Here is a 21,899-nt window from a genome sequence, read left to right as displayed (position 1 = left end):
GACGGCTCAGGCGTGGGCAAGGGAGACAGGTCGGTACACCCCGTTGCCGAGCGGAAGCTCTCCGCCGGCCGGCCACCGGGAGGGAGCGATGTTGACTTCTCCGAACGTGGCGCCGGCCGAGTCGTACAGCTCATCCGGGAGCACGGTCAGTCCCTCGGGCACGAGGGATCCCTCATCGGCACGGGACCAGCGGCGGACCCAGTACCGAGACGGGCCGTCGGTGCAGGGGGCGTTCAAGTCGACAGCCGACAGTTCACGCCCGGAGAACCACGAATGACTGTGACCCTCGCGTTCGTCCGCATCTTTCCGTGCCCTGTCCGAGACATCTACAGGCACTCCGCGGTCAGGAAAGAGAGCTTTGACAGGCTCCACACTCCGGACGTCGAAGAGTGCTGACCACGACATGTAATCCCGGGCCCAATAAAGGTGCCGTAGTTCGGAGAAGGCCTCCCACGGAACGTCTCCAGCGCTGTAGCGCCTGGGCTCATGCCTGCACTCCAGCCATCCATACAAGTCGGTACTCATGAATGCGACTCCATCCCATGCGGCCGCTGGGTGCGCTATTGGCCGGCTATAGGCCCCGGACCCCGGTCATTCGCCGAATGGGCGGTGGAGTCGGCCGAGCCCCTGACAGCACCACCCGAGCCCTTCGAACGAGGCCACTCACCTCACTCCACCGGCCCGACGACCTCCACCCGCGTTCCTTCCCGCACCCCCCACTCGCCCATCGCCCCGGCCCCGGCCTCCACCACATGCCGGGCTCGCAACCGAGGCATCCCCAGCAGCCCCGGCCGCATGGTCCGCACGGCGATGACGCGGAGACGCCGATCGAGATAGGCGACATCGATCGGCATGCGCATACGAAAGGTGTGCACGCTGTTGGCGGGGGAGAGCAGGATCGCCCCGTCGATGGAGTCCCGCCCCAACAGCCCCTTCGTACGGGCCCGGTAGGAGCCCGCGATCTCCAGCGGCACTCTGAGGGACGGTCCGCCGTCACCCCTGTGCACGACCAGCTCCCCACGCCCGTCCCGCCAACGCCGCCCCATCCGGGCCCCCTCCGACCGTGCCACCACCTGCCGGTAGCTCGCCGCCCCGAACGTATCCGTATCGACCGCCCCTCACATGGGCCCAAGGACCCATCCCCTTTGCTGATTCCTGACTGAAACGCCCCGAGCAGCACCGCTGTTGACGCCTCCTCTGGGCGCGTTATGCAACCGTTACGGCGCGAAAGTGACGACGAATCGCCAATTCCTCCCCATACGCCCCGTGAGTTGACAACCTTCACCCTGGTGCGGCCGCACCCCGCTGTATAGCTTTGGTTCGCTCAAGAGAAGCCCTCGCCACCTCCCGGGAGCCGACCGTGACCCGCCGCCCCACCCTCCTCGCAGCGCTCACGTTGACCGCCGCAGCGGCCCTGACGCTGTCCGCGTGCGGAAGCGACGACAGCTCCAAGGCCAAGGACGACGACAAGATCGCGGGAGCGGACACGGGTGACAAGGCGTCACCCTCTCCCTCTCCGAGCGCTGCGAACTCCGCCGGCCGGCCGAACATCGAATTGCCCTCGGACCTCTCCTACACCTTCGACTGGCCCAAGACAGGGGACAAGGAGAAGGACGCGATCCTGGCCGACAGCGAACAGTCCATCAAGGCGGTGGACCTGGCGATCGTCAACCAGAACGCTCTCGACAAGGCGTACCTCTATTACTACGAGGGCGAGGCCGCCGCAGGAACGCAGACGTTCATTCAGGCCTATGTCAAGGCCAAAGCGCGTGTCACGGGCGCGTATCGCTTCTACGACCCCGTGGTCAATATCAGGAGTGCGGGCAGTGGGTCGCTCGTGTACTGCGAAGACCAGAGCAAGGCCTACGACATGTACGTGAAGAACAAGAAGATCAACAAAACGCCTGCATCCAAGAACAGCTACGTGCTCTACAACACCCTGCTGCAGAAGAACGACAAGGGTGTGTGGGTCATCGAGAAGATCCTTTCCCAGAGGGGGAGCGACAGGTGCCAGCCCTGAGACCGGCTTCCCGGGCTTTGATCGTGCCCTTTGCGATCGGTTCGATGCTGCTGTGCGGAGCCCCCGCCCAGGCGGACAACGTCATTGGCGGCGGATCGCAGATGCCTCCTCCGAAGAAGGACGCCCACGGTGACTCGGACGGCGACGGCACTCTGTCGTCGACCGCAGGAGTCGTCGTCTTCGACCGTTCCCACAACGGCTCGGGCCAGGCGGCAGGCCCGGTGACGTCTTCGACGCCCTGGACCCCGCCGGCTTGCTACTACGCTCCGAAGTACACGCCGGAGCAGCTGCAGAAGTACCTGGAACCCACTTGGGAAGCCGGCTCGACAGGCTACGAGTGGGATGCCAAGCAGCGCGATCGCTACGTCAACGGTCACCCCTACAAAGACTTCAACAAGGAGAAGGCCGGCAAGGGCTATTGGTGGGACTTCTACGTCACGCCCGGCCGGGAGGGGGACCCGGGGGCGCTTGACTGCGACAAGCCCATCTTCTGGGTGGACGAGAACGACGATCCGCCGGCCGACATCCCACAGGCCATCACTACCGAGGTCCTCGCGCAGCTTGCCTACGCCGAAGTGCGCGTCCCTGCCACGAAGATGAATCTCGCTCCGCAGGCGAACACAAAGGTGAATCTACCTACTTGGGCGTGGCTGGATGCGGCGGAGTTCAAGCCTGTGTCGGTGACGGCCTCAGTTCCGCTCCTCGGTATCCAGGCGACCACAACGGCCGAACCTCTGTCGGTGAAGATCGGACCGGGCACCACGGATGCCGAAACATACCCCGCCTCGGGGGTTTGTCAGATCCAGAACGGACGAATCGGCGAGCCATACGCCAAGGGCAAGGCCAACGAGACTCCGTCCTGCGGCGTGAAGTATCTACGGTCGTCTGGAGATGATTCGTACCAGCTCAGGGCGACGGTCACCTGGAAGATTCACTGGACCGGTACAGGCGTCGCCGGCGAGCGGCGGCTGCCGGACGGTTCTTTCGGCGCGGAGCAGAATGTCGTCGTCCAAGAGATCCAGTCCGTCAACCGCTGAACCGAGCCACAGCTCCGACCCGCGAGCGGCCCCCCTGTGCGGGTGGCCGCCCCTCCGCACACAAGCGGAACGGCTAGAGTCACTTACTCGAGGAAGCGGCAGGAGCGTGGAGAGGAAGCGGCTGCATGGCCGAGCGACTGGCCGTCGACGACGATGAGCTCGCGCACTTCATGAAGTTGTTGAAGAAGTCGGGCAGCTCCTTGAAGGGGCTGCACAAGGCGCTGAGCGACGCTTCGGTGACCGGACTGGGTACGGACGACCTGGACGCCGCGTGCGAGAGCTTCCAGGAGGACTGGAAGTACGGCACCGAGCAGATCGGTGAGCAGACCGAGGACCTTGCCAAGATCATCGGGCAGAGCAAGGACAGCTACAACGAGGTCGACAAGGCGCTGGAAGAGGCGCTGAAGAAGGCCCGGCACGGCAAGGCGGGGTCGGCGGGTTCCACATGACCTACACCTCTGGTTCCGGCGGTCCGGGCACTGCTGCCGGCCCGCGGTACACCACGGATCTTGACAAGCCGCAAGGACTCCAATCAGGCCGCCACGTTGCGAACCCCGACTACGCGCACCTGGGCTTCAACCCCACACCGGGCAGCCCGCACACCGTCCGTGAGCTGCGTAAGAAACTCGTGGACTGTGCCAAGGTCCTGGAGGAAAGCCACGACCTGGTCACCAAGTTGATGGACGGCAGTTACTGGAAGGGTGATGCCGCTGTCGCCTTTCGTGAGGAGCTGGACGGCGGGACGCTGCCCCTGAACCTCAAGAACGCCGCGCACTCGATCCGTAAGGCCTCCAGGCAGTTGGATCGCTGGGAGGGAGAACTCGAGGACTTCCAGCGTCGCGCCAAACGCCTGGAAAAGGACGCAAAGGACGCCCAGGCAGCTCTGGACGCGGCGAAGGGCCGTGCGAGCAAGGCGGAGAAGGCCCCCGACCTGGACAAGAAGGGCGCCCGCCACGATGACGCCCAGAAGACACTCACCCACGCGATTACCGCGGTGGAGGAGGCCCAGGCCGACCTCGACAAGATCATCGGTCAGGCGAAGAAGCTCGCCGAGGAGCATGAGCAGAGGGCCCGGTACCGCGCGGGAAAAATCGGCGACGCCACGGCGAAACTGGCTCCGCATGAACCTGGTGCGTGGGACAAGTTCACGGATTGGCTAGGCGACAACCTGCCGGACATCCTCAGTGGTATTGCGGCGATCCTGGGAGTGATCGCGTTGTTCGCCACGGGCCCGCTCGCGGTGCCACTCCTGCTGCTGGGCGCTGGACTGCTGAGCGGGACGGCCCTCACTCTCCGCTTGCAGGACGACGAAGTGTGGGCCTCCCTGAGCGACGGCATCAGGAACGGCGAACTCGACTTGGACTTCTGGAGCAATGCGATCTCGGTCGCCGGGGACGTACTGGGTATTGTGCCCGGGCTTGGGGCTGTGACCAAGGGCTTGATGAAGGCGCCGGAGGCGTTGAGCGCCGCAGCTCGTACTGCGGATGAGGCCCTGACTCTCGGGCAGAAGGCCGCCGCTGTTGGTGCTTCGATCCGCGAGGAGGCCGTAGCCATCTCCGAGGCGCCGAGCGTGTTGGAGCGATCACGCGTTTTCGGCGCGAGCACCGACCAGGTGCTGCCGAAGGTGGAGGCGGGGGCGACGTGGTTGGGAGCCGGCACAGCCACGTACGGGATTGCGGGCAGTCTCTACGACAGTCTGGACTCTGACGGAGCCAAGGCCGTGACGGGCACGCTGGACGGAGTCAGGACCGGCGTGATCGATGGGGCGGCGACAGCCGGCGTGCTCAAGTACCTGTTCAGGGGAGTGGCTGCCGCTTCATGAGCTCGGACACCTTCGTCATCGATCCGTCTGCCAGGATGCCGGGCGCGGACATCTGGTTCGCGCTGCCTGCGGGCTTCATGCCGGTACCACTCCCAGGCTTCGCTGCAGTGGAGGAAGGGCCGGCTGGCACTGAGCGCCAGGAGCGCTCACTCGAGGCGCTTGCCACGATGCTGACTGGTCCCGAGAACACCCAACGCTTCTTGGAGTTGTTGGCACCAGTCCGGCGTTTGACCCAGATGCTGGCTTACAGCGGTGTCATCCATTGTGCCGTGGGGGCACATCGTGACGACGAGGGAGACGGAGGTCTCCTGCTGTCGCTGTTCACCATCGGATGGCAGGAGGCGTCCTGGGCGCCACGTGGCGTGATGGCTGCTCGTGCTGCAGCGGCCATGGCAGACGCCAGTCATGTGGAGACCCTCGAGCTGCCGTGCGGTCCTGCGTCGCTCGTCGAAACCTGTAGCAGCCCTCAGGTCGGGCGTACGCGGCAGGAATTGCTCCAGGTTGTCGCCTATGTGCCGTTCCCGGATGCCCGCAAACTGGCCATCCTGACGCTGTCGACGACTGCCGTTCACCGTTCGGACCACTATCGGAACCTACTCCGGGAAACGGCCCGCATGGTCACCTTTGAGAACCCGTTGCCGATGGATCATGGCGAGGCATGAAATGGACACCGTGCATCACCCCACAAGCTCAGCTGTGGCCTGGGAACATTCAGCCACACAGAGTGCGTGGAAGAAGCTGTTCACCTCAGCCGTTGCCGGCCAGGTTCTATGGCCCGCGGTTTGTGTCGGCGGCTTCGTCCTCATGATTCTCGCGGGACGGTGGTCGATGTGGGTCATGCTCCCGGTGGCTGTGTACGCCCTTTATCGATCATTTCTGCAGCGTCAGTACCTTGTTGCGGCTGCGCAGACGCGCCGCCTCCTGAAGGTGTATTCCTGGCGGACGCACAAGACGCCGGCGAGCGGAATCGGGCAGATCCCGGGAGCTAAGCTCGGCGACGTCTGGCTGGCGTTTCCCAACCCCGATCAGTCTGACGATGTCGTCCACGTCATCCTGCACGGCCATGCACGATCTGCCTGGTGGCGTCGTCGTCTCGGGCGGGGCTATGGAAGCGAGAAGACCGCTCAGGTAGCGGAGATCTGGTTCGCCGGTGATCCACGATTCGCCGGAGTCATCGCGGTACCCGGCCCCAAGCGTCTGTTCCTGCTCTACCAGCTTGCCGATTCACATGCCCCTACCGACGGGTGGGTCGCTTCTCCCGAAGCACTGGAGCTCGCCCGTCGTGCTGGAGTACGTGTGCCTAGCTGACACGCGTCCCCCAGACCAGCCGAGATTGCTTCGCGGAGGCTACGCAACAGTGCTTAAAAGCTGTTGCCCGGCGTGCCCGATCCTGGGTAGGAAGCCTCCCGTGACCCCCCTAGGCGCAGTTTTCCGCCCCCAGTTGGCCCCCGAGCGGCTTCGGGCCGTTTGTGACGTTGCTGAGGGGGCCGGGCTCGAAGAGCTCTGGCTCTGGGAAGACTGCTTCAGAGAAGGCGGGATCTCCACCGCCGCAGCCGCTCTCGCGTGGACCGAGCGGGTGCGGGTCGGGGTCGGGCTGTTGCCCGTGCCCTTGCGGAACGTGACCATCACCGCCATGGAGGCCGCCTCGCTGCACCGGATGTTCCCCGGGCGGACGATCCTCGGTGTGGGGCACGGTGTGCAGGACTGGATGGGGCAGGTCGGCGCCCGGGCCGAGTCGCCCCTCACCCTGTTGCGGGAGCATCTCCTCGCGCTCCGAGCCCTGTTGGGCGGCGAGCGCGTCACCGTCGACGGACGGTACGTCAAGCTGGACGACGTCGCCCTCGACTGGCCACCGCACGGCTCGCGGAGCGGGGTCCTGGCCGGGGCCACCGGGCCGCGGTCGCTGCGGCTCAGCGGAGAGGCCGCCGACGGCACTCTCCTCACCGCCGCCACAAACGCCGACGGTGTCCGCCGAGCACGGCAGCTCGTCGAGGAGGGGCGCGCGGCGGCCGGCCGTGAGGCCGGGCCCCACCCCCTGGTCGTCTACCTGCTCACCGCCACCGGGCCCGACGCCGGCGCCCGCCTGCGTGCTGAACTCGTCGCCGAGGGGCTCACATCCGTGCCGGACCTCGGGGTCGCCGGAGACGCCAAGGCCGTGGCCGATGCCGTCGAGCGGCTGGTCGAGGCCGGCGCCGACAGCGTCGTGCTCCAGCCGACCGCGGACGAGCCCGACCCGGAGGGGTTCGTGCGGTTCACGGCCGAAGAAGTGCGGCCCCTCGTCCCCTGAGGACCCGGGCCTGGGCCTCGTCCAGAGCCCAGGCGCCCCAGGCTGCAAGTCCAGGTCTATGCCCATGCCCGTTGTCAGTGGTCGCTGCCACACTCCGGGCATGAGCGATGACGACATGGACGTGCGTCTGCGAGACGTGGTGGAAGCCGACCTCGAGTTCTTCCTCGCGTACGAGCACGATCCGGAAGCCGTTCGGCGGTCGAGGTTCACCCCTCGGCCGCGCGAGGCGTTCCTGCGGCACTGGAAGACCAAGGTCCTTGAGGACGACACCGTCTTCGTGCAGGCCGTGACCGTTGACGGCGAAGTCGCCGGCAGCGTCGTCGCCTGGTGGGCCGCGGACCGCCGCTTCCTCGGATACTGGCTCGGACGCCCGTACTGGGGCCGCGGCATCGGCAGCCGGGCCCTCGCCCTCTTTCTGGAGCGGGAGCGGAACCGGCCCCTGCACGCCGACCCCGCCGGCGACAACACCGGCTCCGTACGCCTCCTCGAGAAGCACGGCTTCCAGCGGACCGGCACCGTCCGGCACGGCGACGACGAGCACGTCATGCTCGTCCTCGCATGAGCGGAAATCGCGTGACGTCCCCGTCCGCCCCCTGCCACGATCCCTCCATGGCAGAGCACCGGAACCCGCATCCCGCCACCTTCGAAGACCTCCTCGCCGAAGGATCCTCCGTCCCCACCGAGGGATGGGACTTCTCCTGGTTCGAAGGGCGGGCGACGGAAGCACGTCCCTCCTGGGGATACGCCGTGTCGATGTCCGAGCGGCTCGGCCGGGCGAGTGCGGTACTCGACGTGCAGACCGGGGGAGGAGAGGTGCTGGACTTCGCCCTCGCCAGGGTCGCCGACACTGTCGCGGGCCAGGCCGACACGGATCCCGCCTCGAAGCCGCCCCTCCTGACCCTCGCCACCGAAGGCTGGCCCCCCAACGTCGCCAAGGCCACCGCCCTGCTCCGTCCGCGCGGCGTCGGCGTCGTCGCCGTTGCCGAGGACGACCCGCTGCCCTTCGCCGACGGTGCCTTCGACCTGGTCGTCAGCCGGCATCCCGTCCGCCCGCACTGGGACGAGATCGCCCGCGTCCTGCGGCCCGGCGGGACGTACTTCGCCCAGCACGTCGGCCCGCGCAGCGTCTTCGAACTCGTCGAGTACTTCCTCGGGCCCCAGCCGGACGATGTGCGCAGTGCCCGCCACCCCGACCGTGAGCGGGCCGACGCCGAAGCCGCCGGGCTCGATGTCGTCGGTCTGCGGGCGGAGCGGCTGCGCATGGAGTTCCACGACATCGGCGCCGTCGTGCACTTCCTGCGCAAGGTGGTCTGGATGGTCCCCGGCTTCACCGTCGAGGCGTACGAGCCACAACTCCGGAAACTGCACGAGCGCATCCAGGCCGAGGGGCCCTTCGTCGCCCACAGCACCCGCCACCTCTTCGAGGCCCGCAGGCCGGACTGACGTCGCCGCCTCTTCGAGGCCCGCAGGCCGGACTGACGTCGCCGCCTCTTCGAGGCCCGCAGGCCGGACTGACGTCGCCGCCTCTTCGAGGCCCGCAGGTCGGACTGACGTCGCCGCCTCTTCGAGGCCCGCAAGCCGGACTGACGCCGCGGACCGCGTCGTCACGCGTGCGGACCCACCGTCACCTCTCCCACCACCAGCTCCGGCGTCGCCTCCAGCACCTCACCCGCCCGCTCCACCTGCTCGCCCAGCTCCCGTTCCTGCCGTGCCGTCAGCCGGACGAGCGGCTCGACCGTGACGGTCGTACGACGGCCCCGGCGACGCTGGTGCCAGACCCCCGCCACGACACCGTCGACGAGCAGCACCGGGTAGTTGCCCGCCTGGCCGCCCCCGAGGGCGCGCTCGTACGCCGCCCCGGGGAACAGCCGCTCGCGGGGCTGCCCGGCGATGACGTACGCGTCGAAGTAGGGGAGCAGCCGCACACCCCGCGGCGGGCCCTGCGGGAAGTCGGTGTCGCCCGCCGCCACCCATGCCGGTGTTCCCTCGAACAGGACCTCCTCGATACGGCCCGCTGCGGCCAACTCGCCGAACAGTGCCGTGGCCCAGCCGGACGGCGCCGCCAGCCACCGCGCGAAGTGCTGCGGCGTGGCCGGGCCGTACGTGTGCAGATAGCGGTGGACGAAGGCAGCCAGTGCGCCCCCCGGGCCCGCCTCCGGGCCCCCGGGCAGCGGACGGGTGTACGTCGCCTTGCCCGGGCCCCCGGGCAGCGGACGGGTGTACGTCGCCTTGCGCCCCCGGTTCGGGCCGAAGCACAGCGCGCCCGCCCAGCCGGCCCGGTGCATCACCTGGCGCCAGCGCGGCCACAGGTCCTGGAACGCCGGCATCACGCGGTCACCGGCCCAGGGGCCCGTGCGGGTGACGACCTCCTCGGACAGCTCGTCGAGGGTCAGGAACCTGCCGTCGAGCGCGTCACCGATCGCCGTCACGACCTGGCCCGCCTGCTCCTCGGTGAGCCGTACATCGGGCGGGAACGGGCTCGGCCCGGTCGGTACCGCGCTCAGCGCCGCCGAGAAGAGGGGGAGTTCACGGGCGGGGAGAAGGTGGACCGTGCCGCGTGGGCCGTACGTCTTGATCAGGGTCCGGTCGTCCCAGAGCGCGGCCCGTACGTCCGCCCGTGTCGCCGCGTCCGTCCGCATCCCCACCGACAGTTCGGCCGCGGAGAGCACCTGCGCATGCGCCCCCAGCATCGCGCCCACCACCTCGGCGACCGGCGTCCCGGTCGTGGTCGGCCCGGTCAGGAACTGCCGACGCGCCCGACGTGCGCTCGCCGCGTCCCACGTGATCCTCACGGTCGTCGTCATGAAACGACGTTAGACGGCAATGAGGACAGTTTCCGTCCTAGATCGCCCGTCCTCCCGTCCTGGATTGCCCGTCCTGGATTGCCCGTCCTGGATTGCCCGCCCTGGATCGTCCGGGGGGCCGGGGGTTCAGCGCCGAGCCCGCACCTCAAGGCCTCGATTGATCCGCCCCCCCCGCCCGCGGTGCTGGGCCGCGTACTCCTGCGGCGGGCGCCGGCCTGCGGCCCCGCGTCACCCCTCCCACTCACCGCACTTGCGCATCATCCGACGAGGGTTTTCACATCGTTATCGCCCGCAGCTCGCCTCCGACCCGCCGCTCACGTAAATTCGAGCGAGGGTAATTCGCGTGAGCAAAGCTGCGCGGGCGGTACCGCGCAGTGGAGGGGGCTGCGCGGTGCCAGGGTCCACCCGTCGAGCCGCACGGCATCGGCGTCCCGCGGGCAAAGCATCGGCGGGCGGGCCGCACGCATGCGAGGCGAGGCCGTTCCCGGGTCAAGCGGGCGTTCACATGTGCGTCACCCGTCGGGAGGATGTCGGGACAAGTCACCCGAGTGGGCCCCAAGGTGCGCCAAATCCTCCGGTTTCCGGCCGCGGATCGCCTGATTCCCCAGCTCATGCGCCAAGTTTCGGCCAGAGGCGAGCCCTGAACGCGGGGCTCCGTATGCGTCGCCGCGTCGCCGGGTGGCTCCGGAGAGTAGTTGTGGCCCGCCGATGCACGCAGCAGCACTCACGAAGGGTTATGGTGGAAACCCCCCCTCGGGCCGGTCCGTCTCCCCCCCACGGACCGGCCCGTTTTTTCTTGGCCCGCGGGGCGGCTCGAACCATCGGCCGGAACCCTTCGTTCCGCCCCCGTTGGCGGCCCACGGCCGCGGCGAGGGTAGGCTTCGCCTCCGGGGACTGCCATACGGGCAGGGACCGCCCGCGGCCACGACCGGGCCGCACGCCGCGGCCTGTCCGATCCGTACGGAGGGGCTGACAATCACGTGAACCTGCGCGACAAGCTGCGTGGCCTGCTGGTCAGGCTGTACGCACGCCGGGTGGAAGGTCACCTGGACCACGCTCAGGTGCCCAAGCACATCGGCGTCATCATGGACGGCAACCGCCGCTGGGCGAAGGCCGCCGGTTCCAGCACCGTCGACGGCCACCGGGCCGGGGCCGGGAAGATCGAGGAGTTCCTCGGCTGGTGCAGTGAGACCGACGTCGAGGTCGTCACCCTCTGGCTCCTGTCCACGGACAACTTCGACCGCCCGCAGGAAGAGCTCGTCCCCCTGCTCGGCATCATCGAGGACGTCGTGCGCACCCTGGCCGCCGACGGCCGCTGGCGCGTGCACCACGTCGGCACGCCCGACCTGCTGCCCTCGGGGATGCAGACCATCCTCAAGGAGGCCGAGGAGACCACGGCGCACGTCGACGGAATAGTGGTCAACGTCGCCATCGGCTACGGCGGCCGCCAGGAGATCGCCGACGCGGTGCGGTCGATGCTGCTCGACGCCCAGGAGAAGGGCACCTCGATGGAGGCGCTCGCCGAGGCCGTCGACATCGACATGATCGGGCGTCACCTCTACACGAGCCACCAGCCCGACCCCGACCTGGTGATCCGCACCAGTGGCGAGCAGCGACTGTCCGGATTCATGCTCTGGCAGACCGCCCACTCGGAGTACTACTTCTGTGACGTGTTCTGGCCGGCGTTCCGCAAGGTGGACTTCCTGCGGGCCATGCGCGACTACGCCGCCCGCCACCGGCGCTACGGCGGCTGACGTACCCCCAGACGGGCATCCGGACGCAGGACGTCCCACGTGACAACACCTCCCGGTACCCACTTGGCGACGCCTGTAACGCCGAGTTCACCGGCTCGCCGTCATATGCCGTGGCATGGCGACGCGGGTTCGAGGGCATAACCCAGACAGGTCGACGCCCGAACCACGGGTGTCGGATCTCAGCGGACGGCACGGGGCCGTCCGCCCGGGAGGCCCTTTGCACCAGCCCGATCGTGCGGTCACAGCACGGACGAAGAGGCGGAGGGCCGGTTCTCGGCCCGTGCAGGGCGGCCGACGACCGGTCCAGCTCCATACCGTCGCTCCCCGACCTCATCCGAGGGGGTACGTCCTTCCGTGGTGACCAGCACAAAGCGCCACAAGCCCGACCGGCGCACCTATGTTCTCGACACCAGCGTCCTGCTGGCCGACCCGAACGCCCTGAACCGCTTCGACGAGCACGAGGTCGTGCTCCCCATCGTCGTGGTCACGGAGCTGGAGGCCAAGCGGCACCATCCCGAACTCGGCTATTTCGCCCGGCAGGCCCTGCGCCTGCTCGACGAGTTCCGCGTCCGGCACGGTCGCCTCGACGCCCCCATCCCCATCGGGGACCTCGGCGGGACCGTCCGTGTCGAGCTCAACCACTCGGACCCCAGCGTGCTGCCCAGCGGCTACCGCCTGGGGGACAACGACTCCCGCATCCTCGCGGTCGCCCGCAATCTGCAGGCCGAGGGGTTCGACGTCACCGTCGTCTCGAAGGACCTCCCGCTCAGGATCAAGGCGTCCTCCGTCGGACTCCTCGCCGAGGAGTACCGCGCGGAGCTCGCCATCACGGACTCCTCCGGCTGGACCGGAATGTCCGAACTGACCCTGCCCGGAGAGCAGGTGGACATCCTCTTCGAGGAAGGGCACGTCCACGTCCCCGAGGCCGCCGGCCTCCCGGTGCACACGGGCCTGATGATCCAGTCGGAGCGCGGCAAGGCCCTCGGCCGGGTCACGCCCGAGGGCAACATCCGTGTCGTGCGCGGGGATCGTGAGGTCTTCGGCATCAAGGGCCGCAGCGCCGAGCAGCGGATCGCACTCGACCTGCTGCTCGACCCGGACGTCGGGATCGTGTCGATGGGAGGCCGGGCCGGCACCGGCAAGTCGGCGCTGGCGCTGTGCGCGGGCCTGGAGGCGGTGCTGGAGCGCCGTCAGCACCAGAAGGTGATGGTCTTCCGTCCGCTGTACGCGGTGGGCGGGCAGGAGCTGGGCTATCTGCCGGGCTCCGAGGCCGAGAAGATGAGCCCCTGGGCGCAGGCCGTCTTCGACACGCTGTCGGCGGTCACGTCCCGGGAGGTCATCGAGGAGGTCACCGCGCGCGGGATGCTCGAGGTTCTGCCGCTCACCCACATCCGGGGACGCTCGCTGCACGACGCGTTCGTGATCGTGGACGAGGCCCAGTCGCTGGAAAGGAACGTGCTTCTTACCGTTCTGTCCCGGATCGGGGCCAATTCACGGGTGGTTCTCACCCATGACGTGGCCCAGCGGGACAACCTCAGGGTCGGCCGGTACGACGGTGTCGTCGCCGTCGTCGAGAAGCTGAAGGGGCATCCGCTCTTCGCCCATGTGACCCTGACGCGGTCCGAGAGGTCCCAGATCGCTGCGCTTGTGACCGAAATGCTCGAAGACGGGCAGATCTGACCGACCGCAGTAAGTAGTAGCGGTTATGCGATAGTTGGCGCCGTCCGGAAAAGGCCAAGAGCCTAGCCGGGCGGCGCCTTCGCGTGTGGCCGTTCCGTGGAATTACCTGCGCCAAACGGGATGTGAGCTTTCACACGCAACTCGGAATTGCCTTGCCCCGTCGTGTTACGGCAGAGTCTCACTCCTGTCAGGCCCCGCATACGACACACCTGTACCCCCAGCGGTACGGCACCACAAAAGCTTCAGCGTCAACTGCATAGCGATGTCGTATGCCGCCCGAGCTACACACGGCGCTCCCCCCGGGGGAGTTGCCCACCGGGCCCGCGCCTCCCGTGACCCCGCAGTTGGGGAGGCCAGTGCCAGGGGCACGATTGCGTCCGCGAGGGTCACCGAAGCGGGCGATGCTGGAAGGAAAACCGTGTGAGCCGGATCTCGGTCCGGGGATTCGCAGTGGCCTCGGCCACGGCGGTCACCGCTGTCGGAAGCGTCGTCGGCGTTGCCTCGGGCAGCACCGCGCAGAACAACGACGCGGAAGCGACGGCAACCGGCGCCACGCTGCTCGCGGACATCCCCGCGGGCCAGCAGGCCCAGGTGCAGACCGCGTCGCTGACGCAGCAGGCCGACGCACAGGCCATTCAGGCGGACGCGAGCGCGAAGAAGGATGCCGAGGAGGCAGCCCGCAAGGCCGCCGCCGACACGGCCATCGCCAAGCAGGCAGCCGCCAAGAAGGCCGCCGAGGCAGCCGCCAAGGAGCGCGCGGAGACCAAGGCCGCCGCCAGCCGCTCCAAGGACATCTCCGACTTCCCCGTCGCGAGCTCGTACAGCATCGCCCAGATCCAGGCGATGGCGAGGCAGCTGGTGCCCTCGGGTCAGTTCCAGTGCTTCAGCAACATCGTGGACCACGAGTCCGACTGGAACTACAAGGCCGTCAACCCCTCCTCCGGGGCCTACGGCATGTTCCAGGCGCTGCCCGGTTCCAAGATGTCGTCCGTCGGCGCCGACTGGCAGACCAACCCGGCCACGCAGATCAAGTGGGGCCTCAACTACATGAACGACCGCTACGGCAGCCCTTGTGACGCCTGGTCGTTCTGGCAGGCCAACCACTGGTACTGAGCCGACCGGCCCCGGCCGATCCGTCCTTCGCGCGAGCCCCGCACCGTCGTCCGGTGCGGGGCTCGCGCCATGTACGGTCGGACGAACGGCTCCCCGGGGGAGTGGTGCGCCAAGACGGGGGAAAAGGACGGATCATGTCGCGAGTGCCAGGGTGGCTCGGCCGGCTCGGTGCCGGGCTGACCGAGATGAGCGAGCGGTACAACGAACGCCGCGCCGAGGCCGAACGGGAGCAGGACGACATCGAGCCCGGGACACTCGCCGGAGAACACGTGCCGCCGCCCCCGGACTACGCCCCCGACGTCGCCGCCCGACCCGATCCCGCGCTGGCCGTGCCGTGGGGCGTGCGGGTCGCGGCCGAGGCCGGCTGGCGGCTGCTCGTCCTCGCGGGCACCCTCTGGGTGCTGATGCGGGTCATCAGCGCCGTCCAGCTCGTGGTGCTCTCGTTCGTCATCGCGCTGCTCATCACGGCGATCCTGCAGCCGACGGTGGCGCGACTGCGGCGCCACGGCGTGCCACGCGGCCCGGCGACCGCGCTGACGGCCGTCCTCGGCTTCGTCGTCATCGGCCTCATCGGCTGGTTCGTGACCTGGCAGGTCATGGAGAACATCGACGACCTCTCGGGCCAGATCCAGGACGGCATCGACGAGTTGCGGAACTGGCTGCTGAACAGCCCCTTCCACGTCACGGACAAGCAGATCAACGAGATCGCCAAGAACCTGCGCGAGGCGGTCGGGGCGAACACCGACCAGATCACCTCTGCGGGTCTGGAGGGCGTGACGGTCGTCGTCGAGGCGCTCACCGGGATCCTGCTGGCGGTCTTCTCGACGCTGTTCCTGCTCTACGACGGCAAGCGCATCTGGGAGTGGACGCTGAAGCTGGTGCCGGCGGCGGCGCGGCCGGGGGTGGCCGGGGCCGGTCCGGCGGCGTGGCGGACGCTGACGGCGTATGTGCGGGGCACGGTGATCGTGGCGCTGATCGACGCGATCTTCATCGGACTTGGGATCTACTTCCTCGATGTGCCGATGGCCGTGCCGCTGGCGGTGTTCATCTTCCTGTTCGCGTTCATCCCGCTGGTGGGCGCGGTGGTGTCCGGGGCGCTGGCGGTGGTCGTCGCGCTGGTCACCCAGGGGGTGTTCACGGCCGTCATGACGCTGGTGGTGGTGCTGGCGGTGCAGCAGATCGAGGGGCACATCCTGCAGCCGTTCATCCTGGGGCGCGCCGTTCGGGTGCACCCGCTGGCGGTGGTGCTGTCGGTCGCGGCGGGCGGGATGGTGGCCGGGATCGGCGGTGCGGTGGTCGCCGTGCCGCTGGTGGCGGTGACGAACACGGTCGCCGGGTATCTGCGGTCGTATTCGCAGAAGTCGGCACTGCGGCACTCGGTGCGGCCGCGCGGCGCCACGGCGGTGAGCGCGGAGCCGACGCCACAGCCCCCGTCGGAGTAGCGGGAACGCCGACAGGGCCCCGTCCACCGGTCAGGTGGGCGGGGCCCTGTGGGGTGAGGCGGGGGCCGGGGGTTACTCGGCCAGAACCGCCTCGGCGTCCAGCGTGACGCCGACCGCCTGGATCACGGAGGCGATCTTGAAGGCCTCCTGGACGACCTCGCGGTCGAGGCCCGCCTTGCGGAGCACCTGCTCGTGGGAGTCCAGGCACATGCCGCAGCCGTTGATGGCGGAGACGGCGAAGGACCACAGCTCGAAGTCGACCTTGTCGACGCCCGGGTTGCCGATGACGTTCATCCGCAGACCCGCACGCAGGGTGCCGTACTCGTGGTCCGACAGCAGGTGACGGGTGCGGTAGAAGACGTTGTTCATCGCCATCACCGCGGCGGCGGCCTTGGCGGCCGTGTACGCCTCCGGCGACAGGTTCGCCTTCGCCTCCGGCTCCAGCTCGCGCAGCACGATCGGGGAGCGCGAGGCGATGGCCGTCGACAGCACCGTGCCCCACAGCTGCTGGGCCGGAAGGTCGGAGTTGCCGATGACCGAGCCCAGGTTGAGCTTCAGGTCCTTGGCGTAGTCCGGTATGGCGGACTTCAGCGCGTCCAGCGACATGTCAGATCACTCCCCGGAGAGCAGCGCGACGGGGTCGAGGGTCTCGTCGCCCTTCGACCAGTTGCAGGGGCACAGCTCGTCCGTCTGGAGCGCGTCCAGGACCCGGAGGACCTCCTTCGGGTTACGGCCGACCGAGCCCGCGGTCACCATGGAGAACTGGATCTCGTTGTTCTGGTCCACGATGAACACCGCACGCTTGGCGAAGCCGTCCTCGCCCTCGATGCCGAGGTCGCGCATCAGCTCGTGCTTGGAGTCGGCCATCATCGGGAACGGCAGGTCGCGCAGGTCGTCGTGGTCCTTGCGCCAGGCGTGGTGGACGAACTCGGAGTCACCGGAGAAGCCGAGGACCTGCGCGTCGCGGTCCGCGAACTCCTCGTTCAGCTTGCCGAAAGCGGCGATCTCGGTCGGGCACACGAAGGTGAAGTCCTTGGGCCACGCGAAGATGACCTTCCACTGACCCTCGTAGGTCTTGTGGTCGATCTGCTGGAACTCCTTGCCCTTCTCCAGCGAGACGCAGGCGGTCAGGTCGAACTCGGGGAACTTGTCACCGACGGTGAGCACACACACTCCTTGCAGCGAAGAAACTCCCGGATCGCGGGGGTTTCCCATGGGTTGGACTGTGTTGATGTTGGCACAGGCTCGATTGATTACGGAAATAGCTACACTCGGTCGAGTTGATCGGAGGTAGTTATCAGTGACTGTCGGTAATAAGCGCAGGCAGCCCAGCATCGCCCAGCTCCGTGCCTTCGCCGCGGTCGCCGAGCACCTTCATTTCCGGGACGCGGCCGCGGCGATCGGCATGAGCCAGCCCGCCCTCTCGGGCGCCGTGTCGGCCCTGGAGGAAACACTCGGAGTGACGCTCCTCGAGCGTACGACGCGCAAGGTGCTCCTCTCACCCGAGGGGGAGCGGATCGCCGTACGGGCCAAGGCGGTTCTGGGGGAGGTGGAGGCGCTCATGGAGGAGGCCGAGGCGGTCCGGGCGCCCTTCACCGGGGTGCTGCGGCTCGGAGTGATCCCGACGGTCGCGCCCTATCTGCTGCCGACGGTGCTGCGGCTCGTCCACGAGCGGTATCCGCAGCTCGACCTCCAGGTGCACGAGGAGCAGACCGCCAACCTGCTCGACGGTCTGGCCGGCGGGCGGCTCGACCTGCTGCTGCTCGCGGTGCCCCTCGGCGTCCCGGGAGTGTCCGAACTGCCGCTGTTCGACGAGGACTTCGTGCTCGTCACCCCGCTCGACCACCGCCTCGGCGGGCGGGAGGGCATTCCGCGGCAGGCGCTGCGCGAGCTGAACCTGCTGCTGCTGGACGAGGGGCACTGCCTGCGTGACCAGGCCCTCGACATCTGCCGGGAGGCCGGCCGCGACGACGTGCCGGTCACCACGACCGCCGCCGGGCTGTCCACGCTGGTGCAGCTCGTCGCGGGCGGACTCGGCGTGACGCTGTTGCCGCGCACCGCCCTGAAGGTGGAGACCTCCCGCAGCAACCAGCTCCTCACCGGGTATTTCGCCGACCCCGCCCCCACCCGCCGGATCGCACTGGCGATGCGGGCGGGGGCCGCGCGCGGCGCGGAGTACGAGGAACTGGCCGCCGCCCTGCGGCAGGCCCTGCGGCCGCTGCCGGTACGGGTCCTGGACCAGGACGGCTGACGGTACGGGTCCTGGGCCAGGACGGCTGACGGTACGGGTCCTGGGCCAGGACGGCTGACGGCTCATGCCACCGGCCGGGGCCCGTGCCTCCACGGGACCCGGCCATGGGTGCCTGACAGCTCGTGCGGGACCCGGCCCTACTCGGTCCGCAGCCCGTCCGGCCGCATGAGCTTCAGCAGCGGCGGCAGGCTCAGCAGTGTCACCACCAGGACGACGCCCGCGCCGATGCCGGTCATCGACAGCACGCTCGGCCAGTCCACCCGGACCGACGTGTTGGTCATCCGCAGCAGCACCACGCCCAGGGCCATGCCCACCGTCGCGGCGAGCAGCAGACCCAGCCCGATGGGGATCGCCGTCTGCCACAGCACCGACAGGCCGAGGGTGCGGCGCCTGGTGCCGAAGGCGACCAGGGACGACAGCAGCTTGCGCCGTTCGCGCAGCTGCTCCAGCTGCGAGACGAGCAGGCTCGCCCCGATCAGCGCCAGCACGCAGGCGGAGCCGACGGACAGGCCCGTGCGGATGGTGGCGTAGCGGTCGTTGCTCTCGACGCTGTGCCACGTCATGGGCTGGACGGCGGGGTCGAGCCGCGCGGCCGTGTTGCGCACATGGTCGTAGGCGTCCGGCACCGAGAGGTCCAGGCTCAGGAAGAGCCGCGCGGACATGAACGCCGCGAGCTTCTCGGGCAGCGCGCCGGGCGTGACCAGGATGCCGCCGCGCTCGTACCCGGTGGGGTCCTCGCGGGGCTGGGCCTGCCGGATGTCCTGCGGCACGGTCCAGGAGACCGGGCGCTCGCCCGAGCGTGCGGTGTCGCCGTCCGGTTCGGGCGTCCACAGGGTCGTGCCGGGCTCGGCCAGGTGGTCGCTCGCGCTTTCGTACTCCGATCCCTTGACCGCGAAGACGTCCCCGTCGCGGCAGGAGGGGAGCGCGGCCACCTCGCGCAGTGACGCGCAGTCGGCCAGGGTGATCTGGACGGAGGAGTCCTCGTTGCCCCGGTCGAAGAGATAGACGTCGGACAGGGCGGTGACCTTGCGCACGCCCTCGGTCTCGCGGTACTTGCCGATGATGGCCGAGGGGTCGGAGCCGTCCGGCACGTCCACGCCCATCTGGGCCCGGCTGACGTCGTACTGCGACGCCCTGGTGTAATTGCCCTCCACCCCGGCGAACAGCATCTGCAGCGCGATCGCCCCGGCCACCGCCACCGCGATGCCGTTGACCATCCGGGCTGCCGCACCACTGCTCAACTGGAGCCTTCGCACGGCCAGTTGCCAGGCGACTCCGCCCGACCCGAGCCGGGCCACGACCGCCTCCACCACCCAGGGCAGCAGTGCCGTGACGCCGACCAGCAGCAGCATCACGCCGCCCACGACGAGGTACTGGTTGAAGTCCCCGCCGTCGTTGCCCTGCCCGATCATCGGGTAGAGCAGGGCGATCCCGCCCAGCGGCAGCAGCAGCCGCCACCACAGGCGGCGCCGCGAGGGCTTGGCCGTGCGCACCACGCCGAGGGGCTCGATGACCACGCCGCGCAGGGCGAGGATCGTCACCAGGATCGCGGCCGCCGGCACCGCCAGCGCGACCAGGACGGCCAGCAGGGGAGAGGGGTTCAGATAGCTCGGGAACAGGCTGACGTGGAACACCTCGACGGAGGCCGCCAGTTCGCGTCCGAGCAGGAAGAACCCGGTGCCGAGGACGAGCCCCAGCACGGATCCGGCGAGTGCCTCGCCGGCGGCGATCCGCCGGGTCATCCGGCTGTCCGAGCCGACCAGCCGCAGCGCGGCCAGCCTGCGGTCGCGCCGCTCGCCGCCGAACCGCACGGCCGCGGCGATGAACACGGCGACCGGCATCAGCAGCACCACGAAGACGACCAGGACCAGCAGGAGCAGCACCGGGTCCCAGGCGTCGGACGACCCCAGGTCGTCGTTGCCGAAGCTGTCGATCCGGGCGCCGCTCGCGGGGCCCTCCAGCATCTTCGCGAGCCCCTTGCCGCCCGCGAAGTACGCGAGTTCGTGGGAGCCGACGAGCCCCTGCTCGCCGATGGTGCCCGCGATGCGGTAGTCCAGGCGCTCCCGCAGCAGCTTGCCGTCGTCGGAGGCGAGCAGTTCCTTCAGCGCGGGGGAGACGACCATCTCGCCCGCGGCCGGGAACGCCGAGACCCCCGGCGGAAGCGGCGCCCGCGGGCCCTCCGCCTCCAGCATCCGGCCGCGCACGTCCATGTCGCGGAACGTGGTGTCCGCGTCCAGGACGATCAGGGTGTCGTCGGCCTTGGGTATCTCCTGCTGGCCGAAGGTGTGGTCGCTGCGGGCCTCCTCGCGCCGGTCGCGTTCCGCCAGCGCGTTCGGGATGGCGGTGGTGAGCAGCAGCAGCGCCACTCCGAGTCCGACACCGACGGCCGTGAGCAGCGCCCGGGTCCACCCCTCGCGTCCGCCGGAGAAGGCGAAGCGGACCCCCATGGCCAGGTCCCGGCTCCACTGCCCGACGCTCATACGACGCGCTCCATGTCACGGGACTTGCCGTCCCGTACGACGATCTCGCGATCGGAGTACGCGGCCACCCGGGCCTCGTGCGTGACGAGCACCACGGCCGCGTTGGCGGACCGGGCCGCGTCCGTGAGCAGCTCCATCACGCGCTCGCCGTTGAACGAGTCGAGCGCGCCGGTCGGCTCGTCGGCGAACACCACCCGCGGGTTCGTCACCAGAGAGCGGGCGACGGCGACCCGCTGTCCCTGGCCGCCGGACACCTCGCCGGGCCGCTTCTTGCGCAGGTCGTCGACCTCCAGGCGTTCCATCCAGGCCAGCGCGGTCCGCTCGGCCTCCTTGCGGGAGGAGCCGTTCAGCCGCAGCGGCAGGGCGACGTTCTCCACGCAGGTGAGCTCCGGCACGAGCTGCCCGAACTGGAACACGAACCCGAACTCCGTGCGCCGCAGCGCACTGCGCTCGGCGTCGCCCATGGCGGTCACCTCGCGCCCGTTGTACATGATCGTGCCCGAGTCGGGCATGACGATCCCGGCGAGGCAGTGCAGCAGCGTCGACTTGCCCGACCCGGACGGGCCCATCACGGCGACGACCTCGCCCGGGTGGATGGAGAACTCGCCGCCGTCGAGCGCGGTCGTCGGCCCGTAGGCCTTGCGCAGGTCCTGGGCGGTGAGGAGCGAACCAGCGGGAATCGTCACCGGGTCACCGCCTCACGGAGCTTCTCCAGACGCGCCGCGGTCAGCTCAAGCCAGCGCAGGTCCGCCTCCAGGTGGAACAGGGCGTGGTCGCAGATGAGCTGGTCGGCCAGGTCGCCCTTGCGCTTGCGGTCGGTGAGGATCCGCATGCTGCGCAGGTGCTCCGAGCGCTGGGTGTCGAGGATGTCACCGGCCTCGCGGTGGGTGAGCAGCGCGAGGACGATCTTGGTGTAGAGGGTCGACTGGAGGTACGGCTCCGGCTTCTCGGGCGTGGCGAGCCAGCGCGCGACGTCGGTGATGCCGGCCTCGGTGATCGCGTACCGCTTGCGCTCGGGACCGCCGCCCGCCTCGATGCCGTCGACTTCGACGAGCCCGTTCTTCAGCAGCCGGGACATCGTCGAGTAGACCTGGCCGTAGTGGAGGGGCCGGTCATGACCGAACTTCTCGTCGAAGGCCCGCTTCAGGTCGTAACCGTGGCGCGGGCCGGACTCCAGGAGCCCCAGGAGAGTGTGACCGATGGACATGA

The 21,899-nt window shown here is 69.0% G+C and carries 22 protein-coding genes; 14 read left to right on the top strand and 8 right to left on the bottom strand.

Annotation, left to right across the window (positions count from 1 at the left end):
* Positions 1-6: 6 nt before the first annotated feature.
* Positions 7-525 (bottom strand): hypothetical protein, encoded by a 519-nt coding sequence (locus FDO69_RS00825; RefSeq protein ID WP_138430016.1) that lies wholly within the window; start codon positions 523-525, stop codon positions 7-9.
* 143 nt (positions 526-668) lie between these two features.
* Positions 669-1,046 (bottom strand): DUF192 domain-containing protein, encoded by a 378-nt coding sequence (locus FDO69_RS00820; protein ID WP_104777895.1) that lies wholly within the window; start codon positions 1,044-1,046, stop codon positions 669-671.
* 314 nt (positions 1,047-1,360) lie between these two features.
* Here FDO69_RS00820 and FDO69_RS00815 point away from each other — a divergent pair, with 314 nt between their 5' ends.
* From FDO69_RS00815 to FDO69_RS00775, 9 genes are all read left to right on the top strand, one after another.
* Positions 1,361-2,020 (top strand): hypothetical protein, encoded by a 660-nt coding sequence (locus FDO69_RS00815; RefSeq protein ID WP_104777624.1) that lies wholly within the window; start codon positions 1,361-1,363, stop codon positions 2,018-2,020.
* Between the two features lie 44 nt (positions 2,021-2,064).
* Entirely contained in the window at positions 2,065-3,057 is a 993-nt protein-coding gene (locus FDO69_RS00810) for a hypothetical protein (RefSeq protein WP_104777894.1), read from the top strand.
* 125 nt (positions 3,058-3,182) lie between these two features.
* Positions 3,183-3,506, top strand: a complete 324-nt coding sequence (locus tag FDO69_RS00805; RefSeq protein WP_104777623.1) for a hypothetical protein — start codon at positions 3,183-3,185, stop codon at positions 3,504-3,506.
* Positions 3,503-4,879, top strand: coding sequence for a hypothetical protein (locus FDO69_RS00800; RefSeq protein ID WP_234387798.1), 1,377 nt, complete (start codon positions 3,503-3,505; stop codon positions 4,877-4,879). The genes FDO69_RS00805 and FDO69_RS00800 overlap by 4 nt, the downstream gene beginning before the upstream one ends.
* Complete coding sequence (locus tag FDO69_RS00795) at positions 4,876-5,541, top strand: hypothetical protein (protein WP_104777622.1); 666 nt, start codon at positions 4,876-4,878, stop codon at positions 5,539-5,541. Before FDO69_RS00800 ends, FDO69_RS00795 begins: the two co-directional genes overlap by 4 nt.
* Before the next feature lies 1 nt (position 5,542).
* The gene (locus FDO69_RS00790) at positions 5,543-6,187 is read left to right on the top strand and encodes a hypothetical protein (protein ID WP_199838269.1); all 645 of its coding nucleotides are present in this window, start codon (positions 5,543-5,545) and stop codon (positions 6,185-6,187) included.
* 100 nt (positions 6,188-6,287) lie between these two features.
* Positions 6,288-7,166, top strand: coding sequence for an LLM class flavin-dependent oxidoreductase (locus FDO69_RS00785; RefSeq protein WP_104777621.1), 879 nt, complete (start codon positions 6,288-6,290; stop codon positions 7,164-7,166).
* A gap of 100 nt (positions 7,167-7,266) precedes the next feature.
* The gene (locus tag FDO69_RS00780; RefSeq protein WP_199838268.1) at positions 7,267-7,728 is read left to right on the top strand and encodes a GNAT family N-acetyltransferase; all 462 of its coding nucleotides are present in this window, start codon (positions 7,267-7,269) and stop codon (positions 7,726-7,728) included.
* 47 nt (positions 7,729-7,775) lie between these two features.
* A complete protein-coding gene (locus FDO69_RS00775; RefSeq protein ID WP_104777620.1) occupies positions 7,776-8,609 on the top strand; it encodes a class I SAM-dependent methyltransferase in 834 nt (277 codons plus the stop codon).
* 161 nt (positions 8,610-8,770) lie between these two features.
* On the opposite strand, the gene FDO69_RS00770 is transcribed toward FDO69_RS00775, so the two are convergent.
* Complete coding sequence (locus FDO69_RS00770) at positions 8,771-9,970, bottom strand: winged helix DNA-binding domain-containing protein (RefSeq protein ID WP_104777619.1); 1,200 nt, start codon at positions 9,968-9,970, stop codon at positions 8,771-8,773.
* 980 nt (positions 9,971-10,950) lie between these two features.
* Here FDO69_RS00770 and FDO69_RS00765 point away from each other — a divergent pair.
* From FDO69_RS00765 to FDO69_RS00750, 4 genes are all read left to right on the top strand, one after another.
* On the top strand, positions 10,951-11,724 hold the full coding sequence (locus FDO69_RS00765; protein WP_104777618.1) for an isoprenyl transferase: 774 nt from the start codon (positions 10,951-10,953) through the stop codon (positions 11,722-11,724).
* Positions 11,725-12,078: 354 nt separating this feature from the next.
* Positions 12,079-13,404, top strand: coding sequence for a PhoH family protein (locus FDO69_RS00760; protein ID WP_031103027.1), 1,326 nt, complete (start codon positions 12,079-12,081; stop codon positions 13,402-13,404).
* Between the two features lie 420 nt (positions 13,405-13,824).
* Complete coding sequence (locus FDO69_RS00755; RefSeq protein WP_170320814.1) at positions 13,825-14,517, top strand: aggregation-promoting factor C-terminal-like domain-containing protein; 693 nt, start codon at positions 13,825-13,827, stop codon at positions 14,515-14,517.
* Between the two features lie 134 nt (positions 14,518-14,651).
* Positions 14,652-15,959 (top strand): AI-2E family transporter, encoded by a 1,308-nt coding sequence (locus tag FDO69_RS00750; RefSeq protein ID WP_104777617.1) that lies wholly within the window; start codon positions 14,652-14,654, stop codon positions 15,957-15,959.
* 72 nt (positions 15,960-16,031) lie between these two features.
* Here FDO69_RS00750 and FDO69_RS00745 read toward each other — a convergent pair whose 3' ends face one another.
* Both FDO69_RS00745 and FDO69_RS00740 read right to left on the bottom strand, forming a co-directional pair.
* Positions 16,032-16,565 carry an alkyl hydroperoxide reductase gene (locus FDO69_RS00745; RefSeq protein WP_031103031.1) on the bottom strand — a complete coding sequence of 178 codons (534 nt, stop codon included), beginning with the start codon at positions 16,563-16,565 and terminating at the stop codon, positions 16,032-16,034.
* 6 nt (positions 16,566-16,571) lie between these two features.
* Positions 16,572-17,126: a peroxiredoxin gene (locus tag FDO69_RS00740; RefSeq protein WP_030842656.1), complete on the bottom strand. Its 555-nt coding sequence runs from the start codon at positions 17,124-17,126 to the stop codon at positions 16,572-16,574.
* Positions 17,127-17,259: 133 nt separating this feature from the next.
* Between FDO69_RS00740 and FDO69_RS00735 the strand changes: the two genes are divergently transcribed.
* Positions 17,260-18,210, top strand: coding sequence for a LysR substrate-binding domain-containing protein (locus FDO69_RS00735; protein ID WP_104777616.1), 951 nt, complete (start codon positions 17,260-17,262; stop codon positions 18,208-18,210).
* A 137-nt stretch (positions 18,211-18,347) separates the two neighbouring features.
* Here the strand turns inward: FDO69_RS00735 and FDO69_RS00730 are convergent, their stop codons facing one another.
* From FDO69_RS00730 to FDO69_RS00720, 3 genes are read right to left on the bottom strand one after another with little or no spacing between them, the layout of a single operon-like run.
* Positions 18,348-20,690: an ABC transporter permease gene (locus tag FDO69_RS00730; protein WP_104777615.1), complete on the bottom strand. Its 2,343-nt coding sequence runs from the start codon at positions 20,688-20,690 to the stop codon at positions 18,348-18,350.
* Positions 20,687-21,376: an ABC transporter ATP-binding protein gene (locus tag FDO69_RS00725; protein WP_104777614.1), complete on the bottom strand. Its 690-nt coding sequence runs from the start codon at positions 21,374-21,376 to the stop codon at positions 20,687-20,689. The genes FDO69_RS00730 and FDO69_RS00725 overlap by 4 nt, the downstream gene beginning before the upstream one ends.
* Positions 21,373-21,897: a PadR family transcriptional regulator gene (locus FDO69_RS00720; protein WP_104777613.1), complete on the bottom strand. Its 525-nt coding sequence runs from the start codon at positions 21,895-21,897 to the stop codon at positions 21,373-21,375. Before FDO69_RS00720 ends, FDO69_RS00725 begins: the two co-directional genes overlap by 4 nt.
* Positions 21,898-21,899: the final 2 nt, after the last annotated feature.

Origin of the sequence: Streptomyces tibetensis (assembly GCF_007655005.1) — a bacterium.
In the GTDB taxonomy this organism is placed as follows: Bacteria; Actinomycetota; Actinomycetes; order Streptomycetales; family Streptomycetaceae; genus Streptomyces; species Streptomyces tibetensis.
Note: the sequence above shows the minus strand (reverse complement) of the source record. Positions and strands in the feature narration are given on the sequence as shown.

Excerpts from the sequence above, each read along its gene's own strand:
- FDO69_RS00825 (WP_138430016.1), bottom strand. The coding sequence starts at position 525 with ATGAGTACCGACTTGTATGGATGGCTGGAGTGCAGGCATGAGCCCAGG.
- FDO69_RS00820 (WP_104777895.1), bottom strand. The coding sequence starts at position 1,046 with ATGGGGCGGCGTTGGCGGGACGGGCGTGGGGAGCTGGTCGTGCACAGG.
- FDO69_RS00810 (WP_104777894.1), top strand. The coding sequence starts at position 2,065 with ATGCTGCTGTGCGGAGCCCCCGCCCAGGCGGACAACGTCATTGGCGGC.
- FDO69_RS00805 (WP_104777623.1), top strand. The coding sequence starts at position 3,183 with ATGGCCGAGCGACTGGCCGTCGACGACGATGAGCTCGCGCACTTCATG.
- FDO69_RS00800 (WP_234387798.1), top strand. The coding sequence starts at position 3,503 with ATGACCTACACCTCTGGTTCCGGCGGTCCGGGCACTGCTGCCGGCCCG.
- FDO69_RS00795 (WP_104777622.1), top strand. The coding sequence starts at position 4,876 with ATGAGCTCGGACACCTTCGTCATCGATCCGTCTGCCAGGATGCCGGGC.
- FDO69_RS00790 (WP_199838269.1), top strand. The coding sequence starts at position 5,543 with ATGGACACCGTGCATCACCCCACAAGCTCAGCTGTGGCCTGGGAACAT.
- FDO69_RS00780 (WP_199838268.1), top strand. The coding sequence starts at position 7,267 with ATGAGCGATGACGACATGGACGTGCGTCTGCGAGACGTGGTGGAAGCC.
- FDO69_RS00775 (WP_104777620.1), top strand. The coding sequence starts at position 7,776 with ATGGCAGAGCACCGGAACCCGCATCCCGCCACCTTCGAAGACCTCCTC.
- FDO69_RS00770 (WP_104777619.1), bottom strand. The coding sequence starts at position 9,970 with ATGACGACGACCGTGAGGATCACGTGGGACGCGGCGAGCGCACGTCGG.
- FDO69_RS00750 (WP_104777617.1), top strand. The coding sequence starts at position 14,652 with ATGTCGCGAGTGCCAGGGTGGCTCGGCCGGCTCGGTGCCGGGCTGACC.
- FDO69_RS00745 (WP_031103031.1), bottom strand. The coding sequence starts at position 16,565 with ATGTCGCTGGACGCGCTGAAGTCCGCCATACCGGACTACGCCAAGGAC.
- FDO69_RS00730 (WP_104777615.1), bottom strand. The coding sequence starts at position 20,690 with ATGAGCGTCGGGCAGTGGAGCCGGGACCTGGCCATGGGGGTCCGCTTC.
- FDO69_RS00720 (WP_104777613.1), bottom strand. The coding sequence starts at position 21,897 with ATGTCCATCGGTCACACTCTCCTGGGGCTCCTGGAGTCCGGCCCGCGC.